Source organism: Botryobacter ruber (assembly GCF_003347595.2).
Classification (GTDB): Bacteria; Bacteroidota; Bacteroidia; order Cytophagales; family Hymenobacteraceae; genus Pontibacter; species Pontibacter ruber_A.
Map to the genome: position 1 here is coordinate 1 of NZ_QCZK02000050.1, position 18,824 is coordinate 18,824.

Consider the following 18,824-nt stretch of genomic DNA (forward strand, 5'->3'; position numbering starts at 1 on the left):
ACAATAAAGGAGCAATTCCGTCTTTGTAAAAAAGTTAGAATAGGATTCGCTTACCTGTTGTTGATTTACTTCAAAATTTATCAGATAGTATTTTAAATAATTTAAAACAAGAGGTAACAGATTAATATCATTTGAATCAATAACTTTTGAGAATAACGCTCTTAAAGAATTTGATAAATCTTTTTTAAACTCAAGTGCTTTCTCAGATTCATGGATATTAGTCCTAGATAAATCTAGTTCAATTGCCCTTGGTTCAAATATTACTTCACCACCAATTATATGTGGAAATTTGAAAGGTATTATTTGAGGTGAGTAACGAGTAATTAAAAATCCTTTATTAGTAGCTATTATATCTCTTGAGTCGGCACTAATTGTTAATTTAAATTGGTATTTTTCATTGTTCCGAGAATCAAAGTATAAGCCACCATCTAAGTTCCAAGAATCATTTATTGCCTGTTGAACTTCATCCAAATATATTTCAAGGTTTGTAATATGCCGACAAAAAGTTTTAGCAATAGATAACAAATTGTTATTACTAAACTCGCTCCTTAAGGTTACCCTTATTTGAGTACCTGTGTTTTGGGGTAAAAAATCTTCTTGTTGAGGGGATGCATTAAAATTAAAACCTTTAAAAACATCTTCAATTTCGAAGTGTATTAATTCGTTATCTTCGCTCCTAGTTTTGATGCTTACTTTTCTAGCAACAATAAATGTACTTATAAATCCAATTCCAAATTGAGAAATTAAATTATAGCTACCATTAGAACTAATATATTCTTGGCTAATACTTTTGCCTATAATAGAGAAGTGGTCTCGTAATACTTTTTTACTCATACCATCCCCTTCATCTATAACTTCAAAATAATTTTCTTTGATATTAATTTTTACAACTACTTTGGGCGTAAGATCAGGGTATTTTCTTTTTATCCTATCACAGGCATCAACAGAGTTTTGGATTAGTTCTCTTACAAAAATATATTGGTTAGGATATAAGGATTTACCAATTAATAATTTAACTATCCTATTTACATCTGCGCTATATCCATTAGGAAGATCGCTCTCATGTGCATTTGAATCATTTGATAGTGGAACCAAGGACATTGGACTTAATCTTCCGCTATGAATACCATCCTTCAAAGATTCAACATCTTTATCAAATCTATAACCACTCGCAATATACTTACGAGCATGTAAAACATAACTTCTACTTTTTATATCCAGATCTAAAATATTATATCCAGGTTGGTATCTCGCTTGTTTTTCATTAGTGTCGTTAAAGGCGGATCTACCGTTAATTAATAGGTACCCACCTTCGGAGGAAAATATTGAATTTGACTTATGATGATGATTGTGTCCACAAAAAACAATTTCATAATTTTTTGATTTCAAAATATTTTCAACTTCCTCAGTTTCTTGTGTGTTGAAACTTTCAATGGGGTGGTGAAAAACAGCTATATTAATGTCAGTGTCTTTTTTTCTAAAGAAATTATAAGCATTAAATAACTGGGTAGTACCTATAAAGTGGTCTTCTTTATTTAAACTAGGACTACACCTCCATGAATCGTTTATCAATGCAAAACCAACTTTGTGGTCCAAAGCATTTTCTATAATCAAAGACTCATTAAAAGTGAAAATGTAATCATCATTTTGAGAGTGGAACCTTTTTTCAAATTCTTTGAATTTTTTTATTCTTTGATTTGGTCTTTTTAATTCTTCGGCTTGATCCTTTATTATCTTATTAGCCTCTATTCCTGTAAGTGTTCTAGAAAGTTTAAATTCATTGTCTTCATCAATAAGATTAACATCAATGTCATGATTGCCAGGAATAAATAAAATTTTATTTTTATCAAAAGCCAAAGCTTTGATTATAGGAGTAATTAATTCATTTTCAAAAATTTCATAGGGGTTGTCTCCCAATGATGCACCTCCTTTATCAACGAGATCACCTGTGAATAATATTACATCGATAGGTTTCTGTTTATTATAATTTTCTAAATCATTTAATAAAGATTCAAGGTAATGATTACGTAAGTCTTCTAAGTTAGTGTTAGAAAGATGTATATCTGAAAGTTGTACGATTCTCATAATAATAAAAATGTTTTCGAATAATCTCCTTGAATACAGTATTTAAAAGATTTCAATATAAGGAAGATTTAAATATATTTGATATGCTATCTTTACAATTTACTAGCTGAAAATAAAATTTTATGGTAGACAGGCGTTGGAAAATTGAGATGTAATTAATTTTACTGTAAACATTTATTAAATCTTCCACCAAAAATTTCTAAACAACAACTTATTAATATCTAAAGAAACAAACACTACCACCACCTTGCCCTTCAACCCCTTCACCATCGACCTCCCCGTACGGGAAATAATCCCCGCCGTGCGGGAGCACCTAACCGCGCAGAACACGCTCATCGTCAACGCGCCGCCCGGAGCCGGTAAAAGTACCCTGCTGCCGCTGGCTTTGCTGGACGAGTCCTGGCTCGGAGACCAGAAAATTATCATGCTGGAGCCGCGGCGGCTGGCGGCCAAAACCATTGCCGAACGCCTGGCGCAGCTGCTGGGCGAGGAGGCCGGGCAAACGGTGGGTTACCGCATCCGCTTCGAGAACCGCACCGGGCCCAACACCCGCATCGAAGTCGTAACCGAAGGCATCCTGACGCGCATGATGCACTCCGACCGGGGGCTGAAAGGGGTGGGGCTGGTGATATTCGATGAGTTCCACGAGCGCAGCATCCATGCCGATGTGGCTATGGCTCTGGGCCGCGAAGCACAGCACACGCTGCGCCCGGACCTGCGCATCCTGGTGATGTCGGCCACGCTGGATATGCCGCAGCTCACGAGCCTGCTGCAGGCCCCGGTGGCGCAGAGCGAGGGGCGGCAGTACCCCGTTGAGACCATTTACACCGGCGATGCCGACGACCGCCAGCTGCCCGAAATGACCGCCCGCATTGTGCAGCAGGCCGCAAAGGAGCGGGAAGGCGACATCCTGGTGTTCCTGCCCGGCGAAGGCGACATCCGCAAACTCGAAACGCTGCTGCGCCAACAGCTGCGGGGCTTCATGATTCACCCGCTGTTCGGCATGCTGCCCTTCGGTAAGCAGTACGCCGCCCTCATGCCCGACCGCAACGGCAAACGCAAAGTCGTGCTCGCCACCAGCATCGCCGAAACCAGCCTCACCATCGAAGGCATTTCGGTGGTAGTGGATACCGGCTTTGGCAAAACCTCCCGCTTCGACCCCAAGTCCGGGCTGTCGCGGCTCGAGACGGTACAGATTTCGAAAGACGCCGCCGACCAGCGCGCCGGTCGTGCCGGTCGCCTCGGCCCCGGCACTGCCTACCGCATGTGGAGCAAAAGCACGCACGAGCGCCTGGCTCCGCACCGCACCCCCGAAATCCTGGAAGCCGACCTGTCGTCGCTTGTGCTCGACATGGCGCAGTGGGGCATTACCGACATCCGCAGCCTGACCTGGCTGAACCCGCCGCCGCGCGCCGCTTTACAATCAGCAACCGAGATGCTGCACCAGCTGCAGGCCCTGGAGCATGGCCGCATCACGGCGCATGGCCGGAAAATGCACGCGCTGCCCTGCCACCCCCGCATCGCGCACATGCTGCTCAAAGCCGACGAAACCGACCAGGTGCCGCTGGCCTCCGACATCGCCGCCATCCTGGAAGAACGCGACCCCCTCGACCGCAACGCCGGCATCGACATCAATTTAAGAATACAGGCGCTGCGCCGCTTCCGCAAAGAGCAGGGGCAGGCCAGGCGTTTCGCCAAAATCGAAAAGATAGCCCGCTCGTACCGCCAGCTCTTCAGCGCCGAAGCCGACAACGGCACTTTCGACGACTACGAAACCGGCGTGCTGCTGGCCCACTGCTACCCTGAGCGCATCGCCTACGCCCGTCCCGGCAACAACGCGCAGTTCCAGCTGGCCAACGGCAAATACGCCATGGCCGGCCACCGCGACGACCTGGCGCACGAGCCCTGGCTGGCCATCGCGCACCTGCACGCCGGTTCCGGCGACCAGCCCGGCCGCATTTTTATGGCCTCGCCCCTCAACCCCCGCGACCTGGCCCCGCTCGTCAAACAGCAGGAAGTCTACCACTGGGACGTAAACGACGGCGAGCTCACCGCCTCCATGGACACGCGCATCGGCAGCATCGTGCTGCAAAGCAAGCCGCTGCCCGCCCCCGACGAAAAGCACCGCGTGCCCGCCATGTCCGAAGCCATCAAACACGAAGGCGAGCATTTACTCGATTTTAACGAAGAGGTCACGCAATGGCAGCACCGCGTACTCAGCCTGCGCAAGTGGCGCCCCCAGGAAGGCTGGCCCGACGTGAGTACGCCCACGCTGCTCCTCACCAACCGCGACTGGCTGTACCCGCACCTGCACGACATCGAGCACCCCGACGACCTGATGGCCCTCGACCTGCTCCCCATCCTGCAGCAGAAGTTCCTTGACGAGCAGCGGCTTTGGAGGCTGGAGCAGCTGGCCCCCGGAAGCCTGGTTTTACCGGATGGCTCTTCCATCGAACTCGACTACCAGCCCGACGCCACCCCGCCGAAACTCGAAATCCGGCTGCAGGACGTGCTCGGCTGGCAGCAACACCCGCACGTAGACGAAGGCGAAATGACCGTAGAACTCCACCTGCTCACCCCGGATCTGAAGCCCATTACGAAGGTGCTGGACCTGGAATCGTTCTGGAAAGGCAACTACCGCGTGATCAAACGGCAGCTGGAGGTGGTGTTTCCGGAGGTAGATTGGACCCGGTGAGGCTGTGGTGGGAGGAGCAGTGCGGTTTTTTGCGTTGCTTTGGGTGATTTTTGTTCGTGGTTCACGGCGGCCAGAGGCCGCAGAATAGTAAACACGAGTCTGGAGGCTCGCGCTAGGAAAGGTTTTTTTATTTTTTAAAAAAATATTTAAATAAATAACCATGGCGCGAGCGTCCTCGCTCGTGCCGACTATTCTGCGGCCTCTGGCCGCCGTGAACCACCAGAAGCTAAATCTTTCAGCGAGCAAACGCAACCTCATTATTTCACCGATTTTCCATTCTTTCGTAAAAACAGGAAAAAAGGTAGCATGTCAGAGAAATACAAACTATACCAGGGCGGCCTCTTCTTTGTAACCTTAACTGTAGTCGGTTGGATTGACGTTTTTACCAGGAGGGAGTATGCCGAAATTATAGTCGACAACCTAAACTATTGCAGTAGCCGGAAAGGCTTGGAAGTGTATAGCTTCTGACTGATGCCAAGCCACCTGCACCTGATTTGTGGCGCCGGAGAAGGAAGTCTAAGCAACATCCTGCGCGACTTTAAAAGCTACACCTCCAAACTGCTACTGAAACGGATAGAGGAGAACCCGCAGGAAAGCCGGAAAGAATGGCTGCTGCACCTGTTTCGCTACTTCAGCAAAGGCAATAGCCATAACAGCACCTACCAATTCTGGCAGCAGCACAACCACCCCATCGACTTAACAAATGCCGCTTTACTTCACCAAAAACAGGACTACATCCACCAGAACCCGGTGCTGGCCGGGCTGGTGACGGAGCCGCAGTACTATACCTTCAGCAGTGCCAACCGGGAATGTGGCGTGCAGCTGGCAGCACTATAGTGCTTCAAACTTACCCTTGTGCTTTTCAAGCAGCTCCCGGTCAGCTGCCTCCAGGTCCGCCAGGGCATACTTTTTAGTGCCGGTGATGCGCATCTCATCCAGGGCATCCACCAGGTTCCGGTACTTCGATTCCTTCATGGCTTTCAGCAGCACCACCTGTTTCTGGTTGGATTTTACTTTTTCCGAGAGCAGCAGCTTCCGGAGACCCTCTGCAGAAAAATCGGTGGTCGTTACGGCTGGCGCATCGCCGGGGAATCCGAAGAAATAATAGATTCTGTCGTTCTCTCCCAGCACAATGGTAAGTGCATTCCTGGCAGGAACAGGCGTGGTGACTTTGGTGTCCGCCGGCATCTGCAGTTCCATGGCTGCCAGTTTGCTGAAGGTGGTGGTGAGCATGAAAAAGGTGAGCAGCAGAAACGCCAGGTCGACCATGGGGGTCATGTCGAGGTGGGTGTTAAGTTTGCGTGCACGTCGTTTGCCGCCTTTTCCGGATTCGGGTTTTTCCTGTAACTGTGCCATGGGGTGTGTTCCTTTCTGTTAAATAAACTTGAATGATGAAACCTATGTCGGTTTAACAGAAGATGCCGTTTGCCTGCTTTTTCCATAAAGCGGTGGCAAAAATCTTTGAAAAATGCTGGAAAAGTTCTGCTGCACCAGCCACCACAGCCACTGCTGCTGTTTCTATTTCCAGGTACCCAGCAACCGCCGGAGCACCAGGATTTCTCCCAGGTGATAGGCATTGTGCTCCGCCACGAGCATGGCCTCGCGCAGCAGGTTTTGGCCGGTGCCGTGGGCGAAGGGCTCGTACAGGTCGGTGCTGGTATCCTGTACCAGTTGCACCATGGCATCCACACCATCTTTTATAGCCTGAATGCTGTTGTCCAGCGCTTCCTGGTCGGCAGGGGCATTTTCCTGCGGCCAATAGCCCGCTGGCCATTCCGGCGATACATAAACCGGATCGCGGCTGAATTCCAGGATGTCGTACAGGGCAATGCGCAGGTGCTCGATGAGTTTCCAGAGCGTGTACGGCAGTCCATCAACCGTTTTGCCTGCTTCTGCTGCGGTTATGCCCTCCAGCAATTTGTCCATGGGCTGAAAAGCCTGTCCGCTTTTCAGCAGCTTTGTCAGCTGTTCGCGAAGTACCTGGTCCTGTTTCATAGGTCGGGATAAGTTTGTAGTTGTTAACGTATTTCTACGGATTATGGAGCAGAAACAGGTAATTACTTGTCCCTGAAACAGCTGCCCTGCATTTTGCTTCGTAAGTAACTATTTTTGTTATTTTGTGATGAAGGCAAACGTGGCGCTATTTTTCGACTCCTTCCCGGATCGCAGGCAGTGTTTGGGAAGAGTACCTGCTCATATCTGGAATGCAGCTTCCGGCTTGCGGCCAACAAAACACAAACTGGTGCACCTGAGCCATACCAGGCAAAACAGTAAGTTTAAGACCACTGTGAAATTATATTTCCTGGAGGAGTGTTTTCAAATTACCGATTCATAATATTGCGGGCTACGAAAATGGAAATGACAGAAGAAGAGTTTGATACAAAGTTTACAGCGGCACTGGATGCCCTGGTGGTAGCCATGGCCGAGAATCCGGAAATCGAGCCGAACAAGTTTTTCGGGATGACCTGTATCCTGGAGAACCTGCGGTTTTTCAGCCCGGTGCTATACGGAGTGCTTCAAAATGCGAAAAAGTAATCAGTAACTGACCTGATTTAGTTTAAACTATCCCCTTTTTGTCATCCTGCAAAGGATCTTGTGGGAAAGCTGCAGGAACGCTTGTTGTATGAAGTGTTATACCAGAAGGTATTTAACCAGTGCCACAAAACAATTCCCCTCTGTCATCCCCGCAGGGGATCTTGTGAGCGAACTGCAGTCAAGCGAGCTACTAGATGTCATGTGATGGAAGGTATTTTTGCTGGTTGAAATAATTGTTATGCCAAAACTTTCAATAAGTATTGAAAGTATAGAAAATTATAATAACTTTGGCGTATGCAATTAGAAGAAGGAAAAGAAAAGTTTTTACAGGCCTGGGGCACCCTTGGCTCGAGTTGGGGGATTAACCGCACCATGGCGCAGGTGCATGCATTGCTGCTCATTTCGTCGGAGGCCATGAGTACCGAGGATGTGATGCAGGAACTGAACATTTCCAGGGGCAACGCCAACATGAACCTGCGGGCTTTGATCGACTGGGGCCTGGTTGGCAAGGAACTGCGGCCGGGGGAGCGGAAAGAGTTTTTTGTGGCTGAAAAAGACATGTGGAAAGTTGCCAGGCAGGTGATCCGGGAGCGCCGCAAACGCGAACTGGAGCCTATGCTGCGCATCCTGGAGGAACTGAAACAGGTAGAAGGAGCGCAGGACGATAAAGAAGCAGAGGCATTTACGAAGGCTATCCAGAACTTGTACGACCTGTCCTCAAAAGCCGACAAGACTCTCAATACCATGCTGCGGGCAGACGAGCACTGGTTTCTCAGTTCTTTCATGAAGCTGATGCGTTAATTTTTTTGCTTGTAATGTTTCAATGTTTATTGAAAGTTCTAAAAGTTTAAAACAAGAAGATGGAAAACAAACTGATCATTTACGATGGCAATTGCAAAGTCTGTGTAGGGCTGCGGGATCTGATGCTGGTCCTGGGCCTGGTGGAGCAGCAGGAATGTTTGGCTTATCAGCAGCTGAAACCAGGGCTGAAGGCGCATGTAAACCCGGACCGCTTCCGAAATGAGATGGCCCTTATCGATACCGGTGGGGGAGAGACCCTATACGGTGCTGAGGGCGTGTCATTCATCTTTTCAGAAAAGCTGAAACTGCTCAAGCCCCTGTTCCGGTTCAAACTATTTTTTCGCCTGTTCCGGTTTCTCTACAAAACACTGGCCTATAACCGCTATGCTATTGCCACACCCAAAGCACCAGCCATTGCCTGCGATTGCTACCCGGAGGCGGCCACAAAATACCGGTTCGCCTACATCGCCCTGGCAATAGCCTTTTCAGTTTTACTGACGGCCCTGTTTGGCATTTCGGTGCACGAGGTACTCCAAGCCGGGCCTTTTGCTGCAGCTGTCCAGATGCTCCTGATGGCCGGTACGGGCTGGGTAATTCAGCTCATGGCCGCTGCACTCCTGTTGGAGCGGCAGCAGGCACTGGAATATGCAGGGCACCTGGGTACCATCATGGTCGCGGGGCTCCTGGTGTTGGTGCCTGCGATGAGCTTCTATTTCATCGGCGGCATCCTGTTCTATCCCTTGCCTGTGCTGAGCGTGTTGTGCAGCAGTGGCCTGATGCTCTACCTGCACCACCACCGGGTGCAGTACCTTGGTTTATCGCAACGCTGGACGGTGCAGTGGTTCTTCCTGCTGCAGGTAACGGCACTGCTTTGGTTACTTTACTTTCACCTCTAAATTGTTCGTTATGGACTTGCTAAAAAAACTACCGCTCACGTATACCGGGGAACTGCACCAGGTGTGCCTGGTCAATTTTTCAGTTGAAAAAGAAGAGGTGCTGCCGTACCTGCCGGAGGGCTTACAGCTGCGCGATTACCATGGCCGTGCCCTGATCTCGCTGGTAAATGTGCAGCTACGAAACATGCGGCCTGACTTCCTGCCAAAGGCACTACACTTCAACTACCAGCACATCGGTTTCAGGTTGCTGCTCGATGATGCCCGGTATAGCAACGGTACGGCAAAGGGAATTTACTTTCTGCGCTCGTTCACCGACAAGCCGCTGCTGGTGCAGGGCGGCAGCTGGTTCACCAACTACAAACTGGAAAAAGCAAGCCTTACAAACGAAGCGGGTGCTTTTGAACTCCGGCAGCATGACCACTTCCTGCGTTACCGCTTAAGCGAGTCCAAACCGCTGCAGGTGAACGAGGAACTGCAGCAGCTGGTCGGAGCCCTCGACCGGGCCTATTCTTACATCGGGAAGGAGTTGGTACGGGTGCAGATCATGCGGGAGCGCTGGCCGATTGAATGGGTAACCTGCGAAGGTTTTGAAACGAATTTCTTTCAGACTGCCCGGTTCGAAGGCGCTTTCCGGGTGCGGGAGGTGATCCCGTACCAGTGGTTGCCAGCTAAAGCTGTAACAGTATGCGCATCGTCGTACTAGGCGCCAACGGGCAGTTAGGCTCCCGCATCCTGGCGCGCCTGCTGCAGGAGTATCCGCAGGCGCAGGTGGTGGGCTGTGTGCGCGAAAAAAGCATAGCCTCGGTAAAAGGAAACGCAGGTTTTCTGCAACACCTGCTGCCCTTCAACCCTTTCCGGGACGACTGGGCCGCGCTGGGAAAGGTGGATGTACTCATCAACTGCATCGGCATTATCCGGGAAACGGCTTCCCTGAGTTTTGAGCAGGCGCACCTGGGGTTGACAAAACTAATGCTGCAACACCGGGAGCAGCTGGGAAATCCAAAGCTGATACAGCTTTCTGCGTTAGGAGCTGATCCGCAAAGTCCTTCCGGATTTCTGCGTACCAAAGGCCAGGCGGATGCGCTGCTGTTAACACAGCGGGCTACAGTCGTTGTGCGACCTTCTATTGTCTGTACGCCGGGAACCATGCTGAGCCGGAAACTGCAGCTGGTAAAGAAGCTTTGCCGCTTTACGGGTGGCCTGCTGCTTTTCCCGGAACAGTTCCTGGAAACAAAGCTGCAGCCGGTGGCGGTGGCGGATCTGACGGCGCTCGTATCGCAGCTTTGTCTGCAGCGGGAGCATCCAGCAGTAGTTGAAGTTGCAGGAAAAGAGCGGTATACGCTGCGGCAACTGCTGGAGCTGGTGCCCACCTGCCGCAACATTCTCCCGCTGCCCCAGGCATTGTTCCGCATGTTTTCCCCGCTGCTGTACCGGTTGTTTCCTGCGCTTATCGACAAAGAGCAGGCAGTCCTGCTGCAGCATGATAACATTGCTGAGACCGACGCATGTGAGAAAATCCTGGGCAGGCCTATGGCTTCGACATTGCCTTTCTGGCAGCAGGAACTGGCATAGCGCTATTTCTCATACAACAAAGTTACATACATCCCAAAGCTCCTCGAGTTGATCAACGTGGATTTCAAAATTTGCCAGGGCTTTTCGCCGGATTCCCGGTAGTAAATCAGCTGGTCTTTGGGATGTGTTGCAAAAGCCATGAGGGTGCTGGTGGTAAGGGTGCTGGTTTCGGTGAGCCATTCCAGCACTACGGCCACATCTTCCTGCAGGGTAAGGTCGTAGTTGGACAGGGGAACGGTAATCCAGCCGGTATGATGAGCAGGAATGGCAATGGTGGCAGGTGCAGAAAGCAGTTTCCGATGTGGTTTGTCATCTTTCAGGGAATAAAGTTGAATACGGATAACGGCGCGCTCTCCGCCCGAACCCGCTAACCCGAAACTCACGCTCTGCAGTTTCGCCGGTTTTTTCTTCAACACAATCCTGCTTCCAATTTCCTGTCCCGGTGCCTTTTTGCGGATGGTGTCGGAGGGGTAGATTTCGTGGTGAATAGGAGTGCCTTCGTCGATGTGGTACCCAACTTTTATCGGTTTCCATTTCCGCGATCTTGCCCTTACCTCTACCATATTTAAACTTTCCTGTTTAGGAGCCAGCGCCAGCTTCAGGTTGCCGGTGTTTTTCTGTTGCCGGAGCAAGTCAGCTACAGCAAATTCCCCAGTTTCATAGCCCAGCGACGACACCTGTAGAATAGCCTGTTCCATTTCCGGTTGTACAGCCAGCGTAAACGCTCCCTTGCTGTTTGCCTGGAACTGCATTTTATGTGCAACAACCGAAATCGTAGCGAAAGGGATGGGCAGCCGCGTTTCTTTATCGATGACAGTTCCTTTGATCGTAGCTGCTGTTTTAGGCGAGCGATTGCTGATTTTTTCAGGAAGCGCAACTGAAGCCTGTACAGCGTGTGGCATGCACAGGAAGCAAAGGCAGGCCGTGCAGAGCAGGTACCGCATCATACGTATGCTGATAACAGGAACTGTAGCCGGTATTTTGTGCTGTGGCATAAGCAGGAAAAAGTTTAGCTGCACGTTGGTTTTGGATTGGTAGATGTAGTTCCTGCTGCCGAGGTTGCCTGTGTCCCTGCATTTATTTTTTGTAAGGAAGCACACTCCAAATCAGGCCGGGGCGCCTACGAAGTGCACCGCGAATACAACCGCCACAAAGTTGCCATCTTCTGCGACAGGCTACCCCAAGGCAAACACACCTACACGGTTCAGCTGCTGCCCCGCTACTCCGGCACCTACACCCTGAACCCGGCAAAAGCGGAGCTGATGTACTTCCCGACCTTCTTTGGCAGAACGGGGGTGAAACAGGTGGAGGTCCGGTAGCTCTATATTTTATGGCGTGAGCAGCAGCGGAAGCTGTGGTGGCAGGTGCAGAAGAACTTTTATATTAACCCCCGCGCTTTCAGCTCCAGGTACTTATTGATGGTATTCACGTTGAGCTGCTCGGGTGGCGTGAGGATGGTGTGGATGCCATGCTGCTGCAGCTCTTTTACAATCTGACGTTTGTCGTAGCTGAACTTCTGGGCGATGGCTTTGGTGTACACTTCTTCCAGGTCGTGGGCCGATTTATCGAGCAGGGCCTGTAGTTCTGTGTTTTCGAAAAAGACGACCACCAGCAGGTGGTGGCGGGCCAGCGCGCGCAGGTAAGGCAGCTGGCGTTTGCAGCCATTCAGCGTTTCGAAGTTCGTGAAGAGCAGCAAGAGGCTGCGCTGCGTTATTTTCCGGCGTACCGTCACGTACAGGCGCTCGTAGTCCGTTTCCTGGTACCTGGTTTTCTGGTTGTAGAGCAGCTCCAGGATGCGCCGCAGCTGGTCCGATTTGCGCTGGGCCGGCAACAGGTTGCTGATGTTGTTGGAGAACGTGATGATGCCTGCCTTGTCCTGCTTCCGGAGAGCGATGTTGGAAATCACCAGCGAGGCATTGATGGCATAATCGAGGAGGCTCAGCCCTTCGAACGGCATCTGCATCACGCGCCCTTTGTCGATGAGGCAATACACCTGCTGCGACTTCTCATCCTGGAAGCTGTTCACCATCAGCTCAGCCCTGCGGGCCGATGCTTTCCAGTTAATCGTACGCTGGTCGTCGCCTGCTACGTAGGAGCGTATCTGCTCAAACTCGGCGCTGTGCCCGATGCGGCGCACCTGTTTCACACCCAGTTCATGCAGCTTATTCGAAATAGCCATGAGTTCGTACTGCCGCATCTGGATAAAGGATGGATAGACCGGCACTTCCTGGTCCTGCGCAAAGCGGTAGCGCCGCCGGACAAGCTGCAGCAGGCTTTTGGCAAACACGTTGATGGCGCCAAAGCTGTAAGTGCCGCGCCTGGTGGGGCGGAGGGTATAGTGGATGATGTGGGTGCGGCCCTGCAGCAGGTGCGCCCGGAACAAGGCATCGCGTTTCTGGAACTGGAAGGGGAGCTCGTCTATCACCTCGGCATGTACGTCAAAAGGGTACTTGTTTTCGAGGTACAGGTAAAGGTCGTTGTCGCTGCCGTTGGAGAGTTTTTCCTGAATGCTGCGGCTGGCAAACAGGCCGTCGCGGGTACGGTAGAGCAGCAGCATGTCGAGCAGCGTAAATACCGCCAGCACGCCGAAAGCCACCTTCGCCAGTACCAGCAGCACCGGCAGGAAAAAGCCAAGCACAAACAGGCACACGACACCTGCCAGGCACAGGTACAGCCGGTTTGTAAAGTATAAGCTGCGAATAAACTGCACTAGCGCGGTACTTCTATTTTCTGGACAATCTGTTTAATTACCTCATCCGGTGTGATGCCCTCCATCTCGCGTTCCGGGGTGAGCAGGATGCGGTGGCGGAGTACGGCCGGCGCCAACTCCTGCACATCGTCGGGGGTCACAAAGCCGCGGCCACGCAGGGTAGCCAAGGCCTTCGATGCATTCATCAGGGCAAGCGAAGCCCGTGGCGAAGCACCCAGGTACAAGGACTTGCTTGCCCGCGTTTCGCCGGTTATCCGGGCAATGTATTCGAGCAGCTTTTTATCGACGTGCACCGCCTGTACCGCCTGCCGCAGTTCCAGCAGCTGTTCCGATGACAGCACCGGCTGCACCCGCTCCAGGTCCTGTTTGAGGTCGGTGCCTTTGTGCTGCAGGTCCAGGATCGCCACTTCTTCTTCCAGGGTCGGGTAACCCGCTACTACTTTAAACATAAACCTGTCCAGCTGGGCTTCGGGTAGCCGGTAGGTGCCTTCCTGTTCAATGGGATTTTGCGTAGCCAGCACCACAAACGGAGGCGCTAACGGGTACACCACCCCATCATGGGTAATATGCTGCTCCTCCATCACTTCGAACAGCGAGGCCTGTGTTTTGGCCGGTGCCCGGTTTATCTCATCTATCAGCACGATGTTGGCGAAGATGGGGCCTTTTTTATAGTCGAAGGTGGCGGTGCCCGGGTGGAAAACGGAGGTGCCCAGCACATCCGACGGCATTAAATCAGATGTGAACTGGATGCGGCTGAAATCGGCCTGCACGGTGCGGGCCATCAGTTTGGCTGTAAGGGTTTTGGCAATGCCGGGTACACCTTCTATCAGCACATGGCCTTCGGCCAGCATGGCCACCAGCAACAGCTCTATCAGCTGCTCCTGCCCGACAATGAGTTGGTGTATCTCTTTTTTAATGGCACGCATGGCCTCGTGCAGGGCGCTGTAATCGGTTTTATTTTCCTGTGCGGATGTTAAAATTTGTTGCTCCATGTGTTTGTTATCTGCTAGGCTAAGTGCCTTTTTGTTGTCTGCTTATAAAATTTTTCCAGGAGGTTGCTGAGTTTCAGCAGGGTTTGTTCGCCGATGCTGCGGCTCTGCCGGATGCTGTCGATGAGCTGGAAAATGGAAGTGACCAGTTCTTTATCGGCTCCCGACTTGGCTACGACCAGTTCCTGCAGTTCCTCGTTCCATTCGCCTGCAGGAAGGTAAAAGTGCGTGCGCAGGTGCTCCAGGAAAAAGGCAATTTTCTTTTCGGCTATGTTTTTGTGGTTGCCGTCGTTATAGTACAAACTGGCAATGACCTTTACAAAATCGAGGGTGGTGTTGCGGGGCGGTTCCAGTACCGGGATAGTGCGCTGCGTACGTTTGCTCTGGAAAAGCAGGAACAGCACCACCGTGAAGAGCGCCAGGTAATAAGCCCAGGTAAGCGCCTCGTGGCTGAGCAGCACCCGGAATACGGATTGCTCTCCCGGCGCTCCCTGCTTCTGGTATTCATCCCAAAATACGGGCACTACCGGCAGGTGGGAGAGGGCCATGGCGGCATATTCGCTCTGGTTCAGGGTAATAAGCGCATAGTTCGAAAAGGCCAGCGGCACCGTGCTGATGTAAAAGGAACCCTTCCCGAAAGGCACCTGCATAAAATTCAGCTTACCGGCTTTATTATGCCCAAGCGGAACAAACCGTGTCTCCTTGCCCGGTATCAGGAACCGGGAACTGTTGTTGGCCGGGTACGTGTAGGCTTTCGGCCAGGCCGGGTTCTCAAAGACCAGGGCCGTGGAGTCCGGTTTTGAACTGGAAAGCATAGCCGTTTCGAAGTGCAGCGTATCGGCCAGGGGACCGGCAAACCATTCGGCGGCAATAAAGACCTGGTTGCCCCGCTTTACAAAATCGAGTAACAGGTCTGTGTCCAGGCTGTCTGCCTGAAAAGACTGGTGGATGAAAAGGTAATTGCCGCTACGGGTGCTGTCCTGCAGGTAATTAAATATAGGCTGACGCACCATCGTAACCGGCTGCTCCTCAAAAATGCCTGGCAGGAGCTCGTACAAAGCGAAGGTGCCATACGGGATTTTATCTCTGTTCGAGAAACTCTTGCTCCAGTCCACGGGCTTCGGGCGGAAGTAGTCCAGCAGCACCAGCGCGGTGAAGAGCAAAACCACAACAGCGATGTAACGGCGGTATCCTTTCATGCGTGTTGGTTTATCAGGTTGTCGAACTGGATAAACTCCTGCCGGGCGGCGGCGAAAACTTCGTTGCCGAGTGCGGCACCGCCATACCACACATATTCAAACATGTTGGTGAGCTGCTCAAACTCCTGCCGGATGTGTTGTTGCTTTATTTCAGGAATATAGCTGCGGTTTGTTTTGCCGGGCTTCCAGGTGATAAAACCGGCATCCGTCAGTTTTTTCAGGCTGAGCAGGTAGTGCAGGCGAACGGCTTTCCGGTATTCGTGCTGGTCGATGGCCTGCGCGATAAGTTCCTCCAGGTCCAGCTCATGGATGTTCTCTTCCAGTACATCGTAAGGCACTGTGGCTGCGCTTTGTTTCCTGCCCAGGAGGCCGGTGAAATCTGCTTTGAGCATCTTGATGATGACAAACACAACAGTGGCTACCAGAACAGCATAAAACAATATTTCCCAGAACCTGCCGGACTGCCCCGTGTAAAATATGCGCCGTAGCCAGTCCATTAACCTGTACTTAAGGCGTTCCCAGAATGTATTGTTTGGGCGTACCTCTTCAAAGTACCGGAAATCAGTATCAGCCTGTAATTCTTTCAGCTTTTGCGCATCGGGCAGGCGCAGCACCACAGGTGGCTGGTTAATAGCCAGACTATCCGGTTGCCGGGCACAGACAGGAAGGCCAGCACTTAAAAGCAGGCAAAAAGTTATCAGGTAAAAGAATATGCTGTTAGTACTGCCCCTCATTGGCGGATGTATCGAGGTTATGGCGCCCGATCAGGTCGGCCTGCTCCAGCAGGCCAAGTCCTTCTTTCTTCTCAACCAGGTTGAAATACTGGAAGCCGATGGCAATAGCGGAAATGGCATAAATGTAAATACCCAAAACAGAAGAGATGGTTTGGACCACCACCAGCAGCAGGTCGTTGTCCATGCCGGGTACCTGCAAACCGCGCATCACGCCAATGGCGAATAAAGGCAGCGCCGTTAACCAGGTGACAACCCCCTGTATAAATCCCGCCACTATGATTAAACCGAACGTAGCCCACCAGTTACCTTTTATCAGGGTAAAGCATCGTTCAACCGTTTCAATAAAATCCAGGTCTTCTCGCACCATCACCACCACGAAAAGCGACAGCACCACGCCCAGGTAAAGGCCCAGCCCCAGCAGGAACAGGCTCAGGAAGGTGATCAGGGCAATCAGCACTCCGCCGAAGATAACTTTTACCAGGTGCTCTTTCATGTGCAGCCAGACGGCAGCAGGATTCACTTCGCCCTCTTCGTCCTGGTACACGACCATAAAACTGTAAACCGCCAGGAAGAGCACATAGACGCTGGTGAGCATAAAAAAAGCGGTGAAGAAATAATTAACCGAGGTAACCTGGTTAAAAAAGCTGAACTGCCCGTACGTTTCGAATTCGTTTGTGCCGGATAATCCCCTGAGGACACGGGCCTGGTAAATGCCGGACGAAATGCCTGCTGCAAGCGCCAGGGGCGTAACGTACATAAACAGGGTTTTCAGGAGCGTTCTGAAGTTGGCCCTGATAAAATGGAAAGTCGCATTCAGTTTGCTGCTGAAGTCCCGTTCTTCCCGGAGGTTAATTTTTTGATTTGTTGAAATCATTGCGCTTTGCAATAAAACGTGGGTAAAGTATGAAGTAAAATAAGATAAAGGCAGCTGATGTCATAATGATAAGCAGGCTCAGGGCCACGGGCATTTCAGTGTGCCTTGTTACGAAGCCTTCCAGGAAGCCGGCCGCCATGAAAACGGGAACCAGCCCGATAACAATTTTAAGTCCCTGCCGGGCGCCCTGCTTAAAGGCATAGGCCCGGGAATAGGTTTTGGGGAACAGGAGTTTGTTGCCCATCACAAAGCCGGCACAACCGGCAATAACGATGGCCGAAATTTCCAGGGTGCCGTGTATCCAGATGGTGAGGAGGGAGGGAAGCAGCACGCCCTGCTGGTAGAAAAAGTACTGAAAAGCCCCCATCATGATCCCGTTCTGAAAGAGAATCCAGCAGGTGCCTACCGAGAAGAAGGCGCCCAGCACGAAGGCCAGAAAAGAAACCTTGATGTTGTTGAACGTGATAAACAAAAACATTTCTGCTTCGCCCTGGCCTTTGTACACGGCCATCGGGTCGCCTTTGCGGATGTTTTCCAGCGTCATGTTTACGTAGGAGTCGCCCAGGATGAGTCGCACAAAGGTATCGTCGAGGGCGGCGGACAGCGCTCCGATGCCGGCTGCCACCATAAAAATCAGGAAAGCATAAAACAGCTGCCGCTGGTGGCTCCGGAACAGGAACGGCAGTTCGTATTTCCAGAAGGTAACAAAGCGGTTCTGCTTTTCTTTTTTGTTTTTGTAAATGGACTGGTGCGACTGCCCCGCCAGCGCATTCAGGTAACTGGTTGTTTCCGAGTCCGGGTAAAAGGTGCGCGCATAGGCCAGGTCGTCCGTCAGCTCAATAAACCTGTCGGCCAGTTCGTCGGGACCGGCAGGTTGCTGTGTTTCAAATGACTTCCACTTAAGTTTGTTTTTTTTTATAAAGGCAGCTTCGCGCAAAACGGGGATAGATTTTAATTATGACCAAATATATTTATATTCACGTGAAAATAAAATAAATTTTTCAATATGAATTCGATTAAAATCAGGACTACGCAAAACGTGGAAGTGGAGTACCCGATGGCCAGTGTGGGAGACCGTATTATTGCCTATATAATTGATGTAGCAGTTCTTTTTGGGTGGGTGATGCTCGTAGTTATGTTTACAGTTGCTACCAATATTGAAGGTGATATTATATTTGTGCTTATGTATGGTTTACCTGTTCTTTTTTATCACCTGTTATGTGAAATTTTCCTGAACGGGCAAAGTTTAGGCAAAATGGCCCGCAACATAAAAGTGATTAAACTATCCGGCCAGGCGCCAACCGTGGGCGATTACCTGCTGCGCTGGATATTCCGGCTGGTAGACATAAGCATCTCCAGTGGCCTGGTAGCGGTTGTGTCCATAGCTGCCAGCAAGAACGGGCAGCGCCTGGGCGACATGGCTGCCGGCACCTGTGTGATCAAAAAGAAACAGGTCCAGAGAAAGGACCGGGTAAATGTGCAGATTGAGGAGGGGTACCAGATCCGGTTTCCGGAAGTAAACCTGCTGACGGATAAGGATGTGGCCCTCATCCGGAAGCTGCTGCACAAAGCACAGCAACACAATAATTATGAGCTGCTCGAGAAAATAGCGGAGCGTGTGAAAGAAACCACCGGCATCCAGACCGACATGTCGGAGTGGGAGTTTCTGCAAACCGTGGTAAAAGATTATTACCATTTTACCCACGGCGATGTGTCGGTAGCGTAGCGGGCAGG

General features: G+C 51.0%; 18 protein-coding genes and 1 pseudogene. 9 read left to right on the forward strand and 10 right to left on the reverse strand.

The window, feature by feature from the left end:
• Positions 1 to 2,085: metallophosphoesterase (locus DCW36_RS16350; RefSeq protein ID WP_170312520.1), on the reverse strand; the 2,085-nt coding region annotated here is incomplete at its 3' end.
• Between the two features lie 247 nt (positions 2,086 to 2,332).
• On the opposite strand from DCW36_RS16350, the gene hrpB reads away from it, so the two are divergent.
• Complete coding sequence (gene hrpB, locus DCW36_RS16355; RefSeq protein ID WP_114783550.1) at positions 2,333 to 4,780, forward strand: ATP-dependent helicase HrpB; 2,448 nt, start codon at positions 2,333 to 2,335, stop codon at positions 4,778 to 4,780.
• 306 nt (positions 4,781 to 5,086) lie between these two features.
• Positions 5,087 to 5,617 (forward strand): annotated as a pseudogene (locus tag DCW36_RS16360) (REP-associated tyrosine transposase).
• Here the strand turns inward: DCW36_RS16360 and DCW36_RS16365 are convergent.
• Both DCW36_RS16365 and DCW36_RS16370 read right to left on the reverse strand, forming a co-directional pair.
• Positions 5,612 to 6,136: an ExbD/TolR family protein gene (locus tag DCW36_RS16365; protein ID WP_114783552.1), complete on the reverse strand. Its 525-nt coding sequence runs from the start codon at positions 6,134 to 6,136 to the stop codon at positions 5,612 to 5,614. The pseudogene DCW36_RS16360 and the gene DCW36_RS16365 overlap by 6 nt on opposite strands.
• 162 nt (positions 6,137 to 6,298) lie before the next feature.
• On the reverse strand, positions 6,299 to 6,775 hold the full coding sequence (locus tag DCW36_RS16370) for a DinB family protein (RefSeq protein ID WP_114783554.1): 477 nt from the start codon (positions 6,773 to 6,775) through the stop codon (positions 6,299 to 6,301).
• 363 nt (positions 6,776 to 7,138) lie between these two features.
• On the opposite strand from DCW36_RS16370, the gene DCW36_RS16375 reads away from it, so the two are divergent.
• From DCW36_RS16375 to DCW36_RS16395, 5 genes are all read left to right on the forward strand, one after another.
• Positions 7,139 to 7,315: a hypothetical protein gene (locus DCW36_RS16375; RefSeq protein ID WP_240676212.1), complete on the forward strand. Its 177-nt coding sequence runs from the start codon at positions 7,139 to 7,141 to the stop codon at positions 7,313 to 7,315.
• 294 nt (positions 7,316 to 7,609) lie between these two features.
• Positions 7,610 to 8,116 carry a GbsR/MarR family transcriptional regulator gene (locus DCW36_RS16380; protein WP_114783558.1) on the forward strand — a complete coding sequence of 169 codons (507 nt, stop codon included), beginning with the start codon at positions 7,610 to 7,612 and terminating at the stop codon, positions 8,114 to 8,116.
• Between the two features lie 59 nt (positions 8,117 to 8,175).
• Positions 8,176 to 9,012, forward strand: a complete 837-nt coding sequence (locus DCW36_RS16385) for a DCC1-like thiol-disulfide oxidoreductase family protein (protein WP_114783560.1) — start codon at positions 8,176 to 8,178, stop codon at positions 9,010 to 9,012.
• A 10-nt stretch (positions 9,013 to 9,022) separates the two neighbouring features.
• A complete protein-coding gene (locus DCW36_RS16390; RefSeq protein ID WP_125185487.1) occupies positions 9,023 to 9,715 on the forward strand; it encodes a DUF2071 domain-containing protein in 693 nt (230 codons plus the stop codon).
• The gene (locus DCW36_RS16395; protein WP_114783564.1) at positions 9,697 to 10,584 is read left to right on the forward strand and encodes a Rossmann-fold NAD(P)-binding domain-containing protein; all 888 of its coding nucleotides are present in this window, start codon (positions 9,697 to 9,699) and stop codon (positions 10,582 to 10,584) included. Before DCW36_RS16390 ends, DCW36_RS16395 begins: the two co-directional genes overlap by 19 nt.
• A gap of 2 nt (positions 10,585 to 10,586) precedes the next feature.
• Here DCW36_RS16395 and DCW36_RS16400 read toward each other — a convergent pair whose 3' ends face one another.
• Positions 10,587 to 11,579, reverse strand: coding sequence for a carboxypeptidase-like regulatory domain-containing protein (locus tag DCW36_RS16400; protein ID WP_125185488.1), 993 nt, complete (start codon positions 11,577 to 11,579; stop codon positions 10,587 to 10,589).
• A 36-nt stretch (positions 11,580 to 11,615) separates the two neighbouring features.
• Between DCW36_RS16400 and DCW36_RS16405 the strand changes: the two genes are divergently transcribed.
• Entirely contained in the window at positions 11,616 to 11,903 is a 288-nt protein-coding gene (locus DCW36_RS16405) for an alpha-2-macroglobulin family protein (protein WP_128396987.1), read from the forward strand.
• A gap of 59 nt (positions 11,904 to 11,962) precedes the next feature.
• Here the strand turns inward: DCW36_RS16405 and DCW36_RS16410 are convergent, their stop codons facing one another.
• The 6 genes from DCW36_RS16410 to DCW36_RS16435 are packed head-to-tail and all read right to left on the reverse strand — an operon-like array spanning position 11,963 to position 18,027.
• Positions 11,963 to 13,294 carry a DUF58 domain-containing protein gene (locus DCW36_RS16410; RefSeq protein WP_114783570.1) on the reverse strand — a complete coding sequence of 444 codons (1,332 nt, stop codon included), beginning with the start codon at positions 13,292 to 13,294 and terminating at the stop codon, positions 11,963 to 11,965.
• The gene (locus DCW36_RS16415) at positions 13,294 to 14,286 is read right to left on the reverse strand and encodes an AAA family ATPase (RefSeq protein WP_114783572.1); all 993 of its coding nucleotides are present in this window, start codon (positions 14,284 to 14,286) and stop codon (positions 13,294 to 13,296) included. Before DCW36_RS16415 ends, DCW36_RS16410 begins: the two co-directional genes overlap by 1 nt.
• 14 nt (positions 14,287 to 14,300) lie before the next feature.
• Positions 14,301 to 15,482: a DUF4350 domain-containing protein gene (locus tag DCW36_RS16420; protein WP_114783574.1), complete on the reverse strand. Its 1,182-nt coding sequence runs from the start codon at positions 15,480 to 15,482 to the stop codon at positions 14,301 to 14,303.
• Positions 15,479 to 16,216 carry a DUF4129 domain-containing protein gene (locus tag DCW36_RS16425; RefSeq protein ID WP_114783576.1) on the reverse strand — a complete coding sequence of 246 codons (738 nt, stop codon included), beginning with the start codon at positions 16,214 to 16,216 and terminating at the stop codon, positions 15,479 to 15,481. Before DCW36_RS16425 ends, DCW36_RS16420 begins: the two co-directional genes overlap by 4 nt.
• On the reverse strand, positions 16,200 to 17,090 hold the full coding sequence (locus DCW36_RS16430) for a hypothetical protein (protein WP_114783578.1): 891 nt from the start codon (positions 17,088 to 17,090) through the stop codon (positions 16,200 to 16,202). Before DCW36_RS16430 ends, DCW36_RS16425 begins: the two co-directional genes overlap by 17 nt.
• On the reverse strand, positions 17,065 to 18,027 hold the full coding sequence (locus DCW36_RS16435; protein ID WP_114783580.1) for a stage II sporulation protein M: 963 nt from the start codon (positions 18,025 to 18,027) through the stop codon (positions 17,065 to 17,067). Before DCW36_RS16435 ends, DCW36_RS16430 begins: the two co-directional genes overlap by 26 nt.
• A 69-nt stretch (positions 18,028 to 18,096) precedes the next feature.
• Here DCW36_RS16435 and DCW36_RS16440 point away from each other — a divergent pair, with 69 nt between their 5' ends.
• Positions 18,097 to 18,816: an RDD family protein gene (locus tag DCW36_RS16440; RefSeq protein WP_114783582.1), complete on the forward strand. Its 720-nt coding sequence runs from the start codon at positions 18,097 to 18,099 to the stop codon at positions 18,814 to 18,816.
• The last annotated feature ends 8 nt before the right edge of the window (positions 18,817 to 18,824 follow it).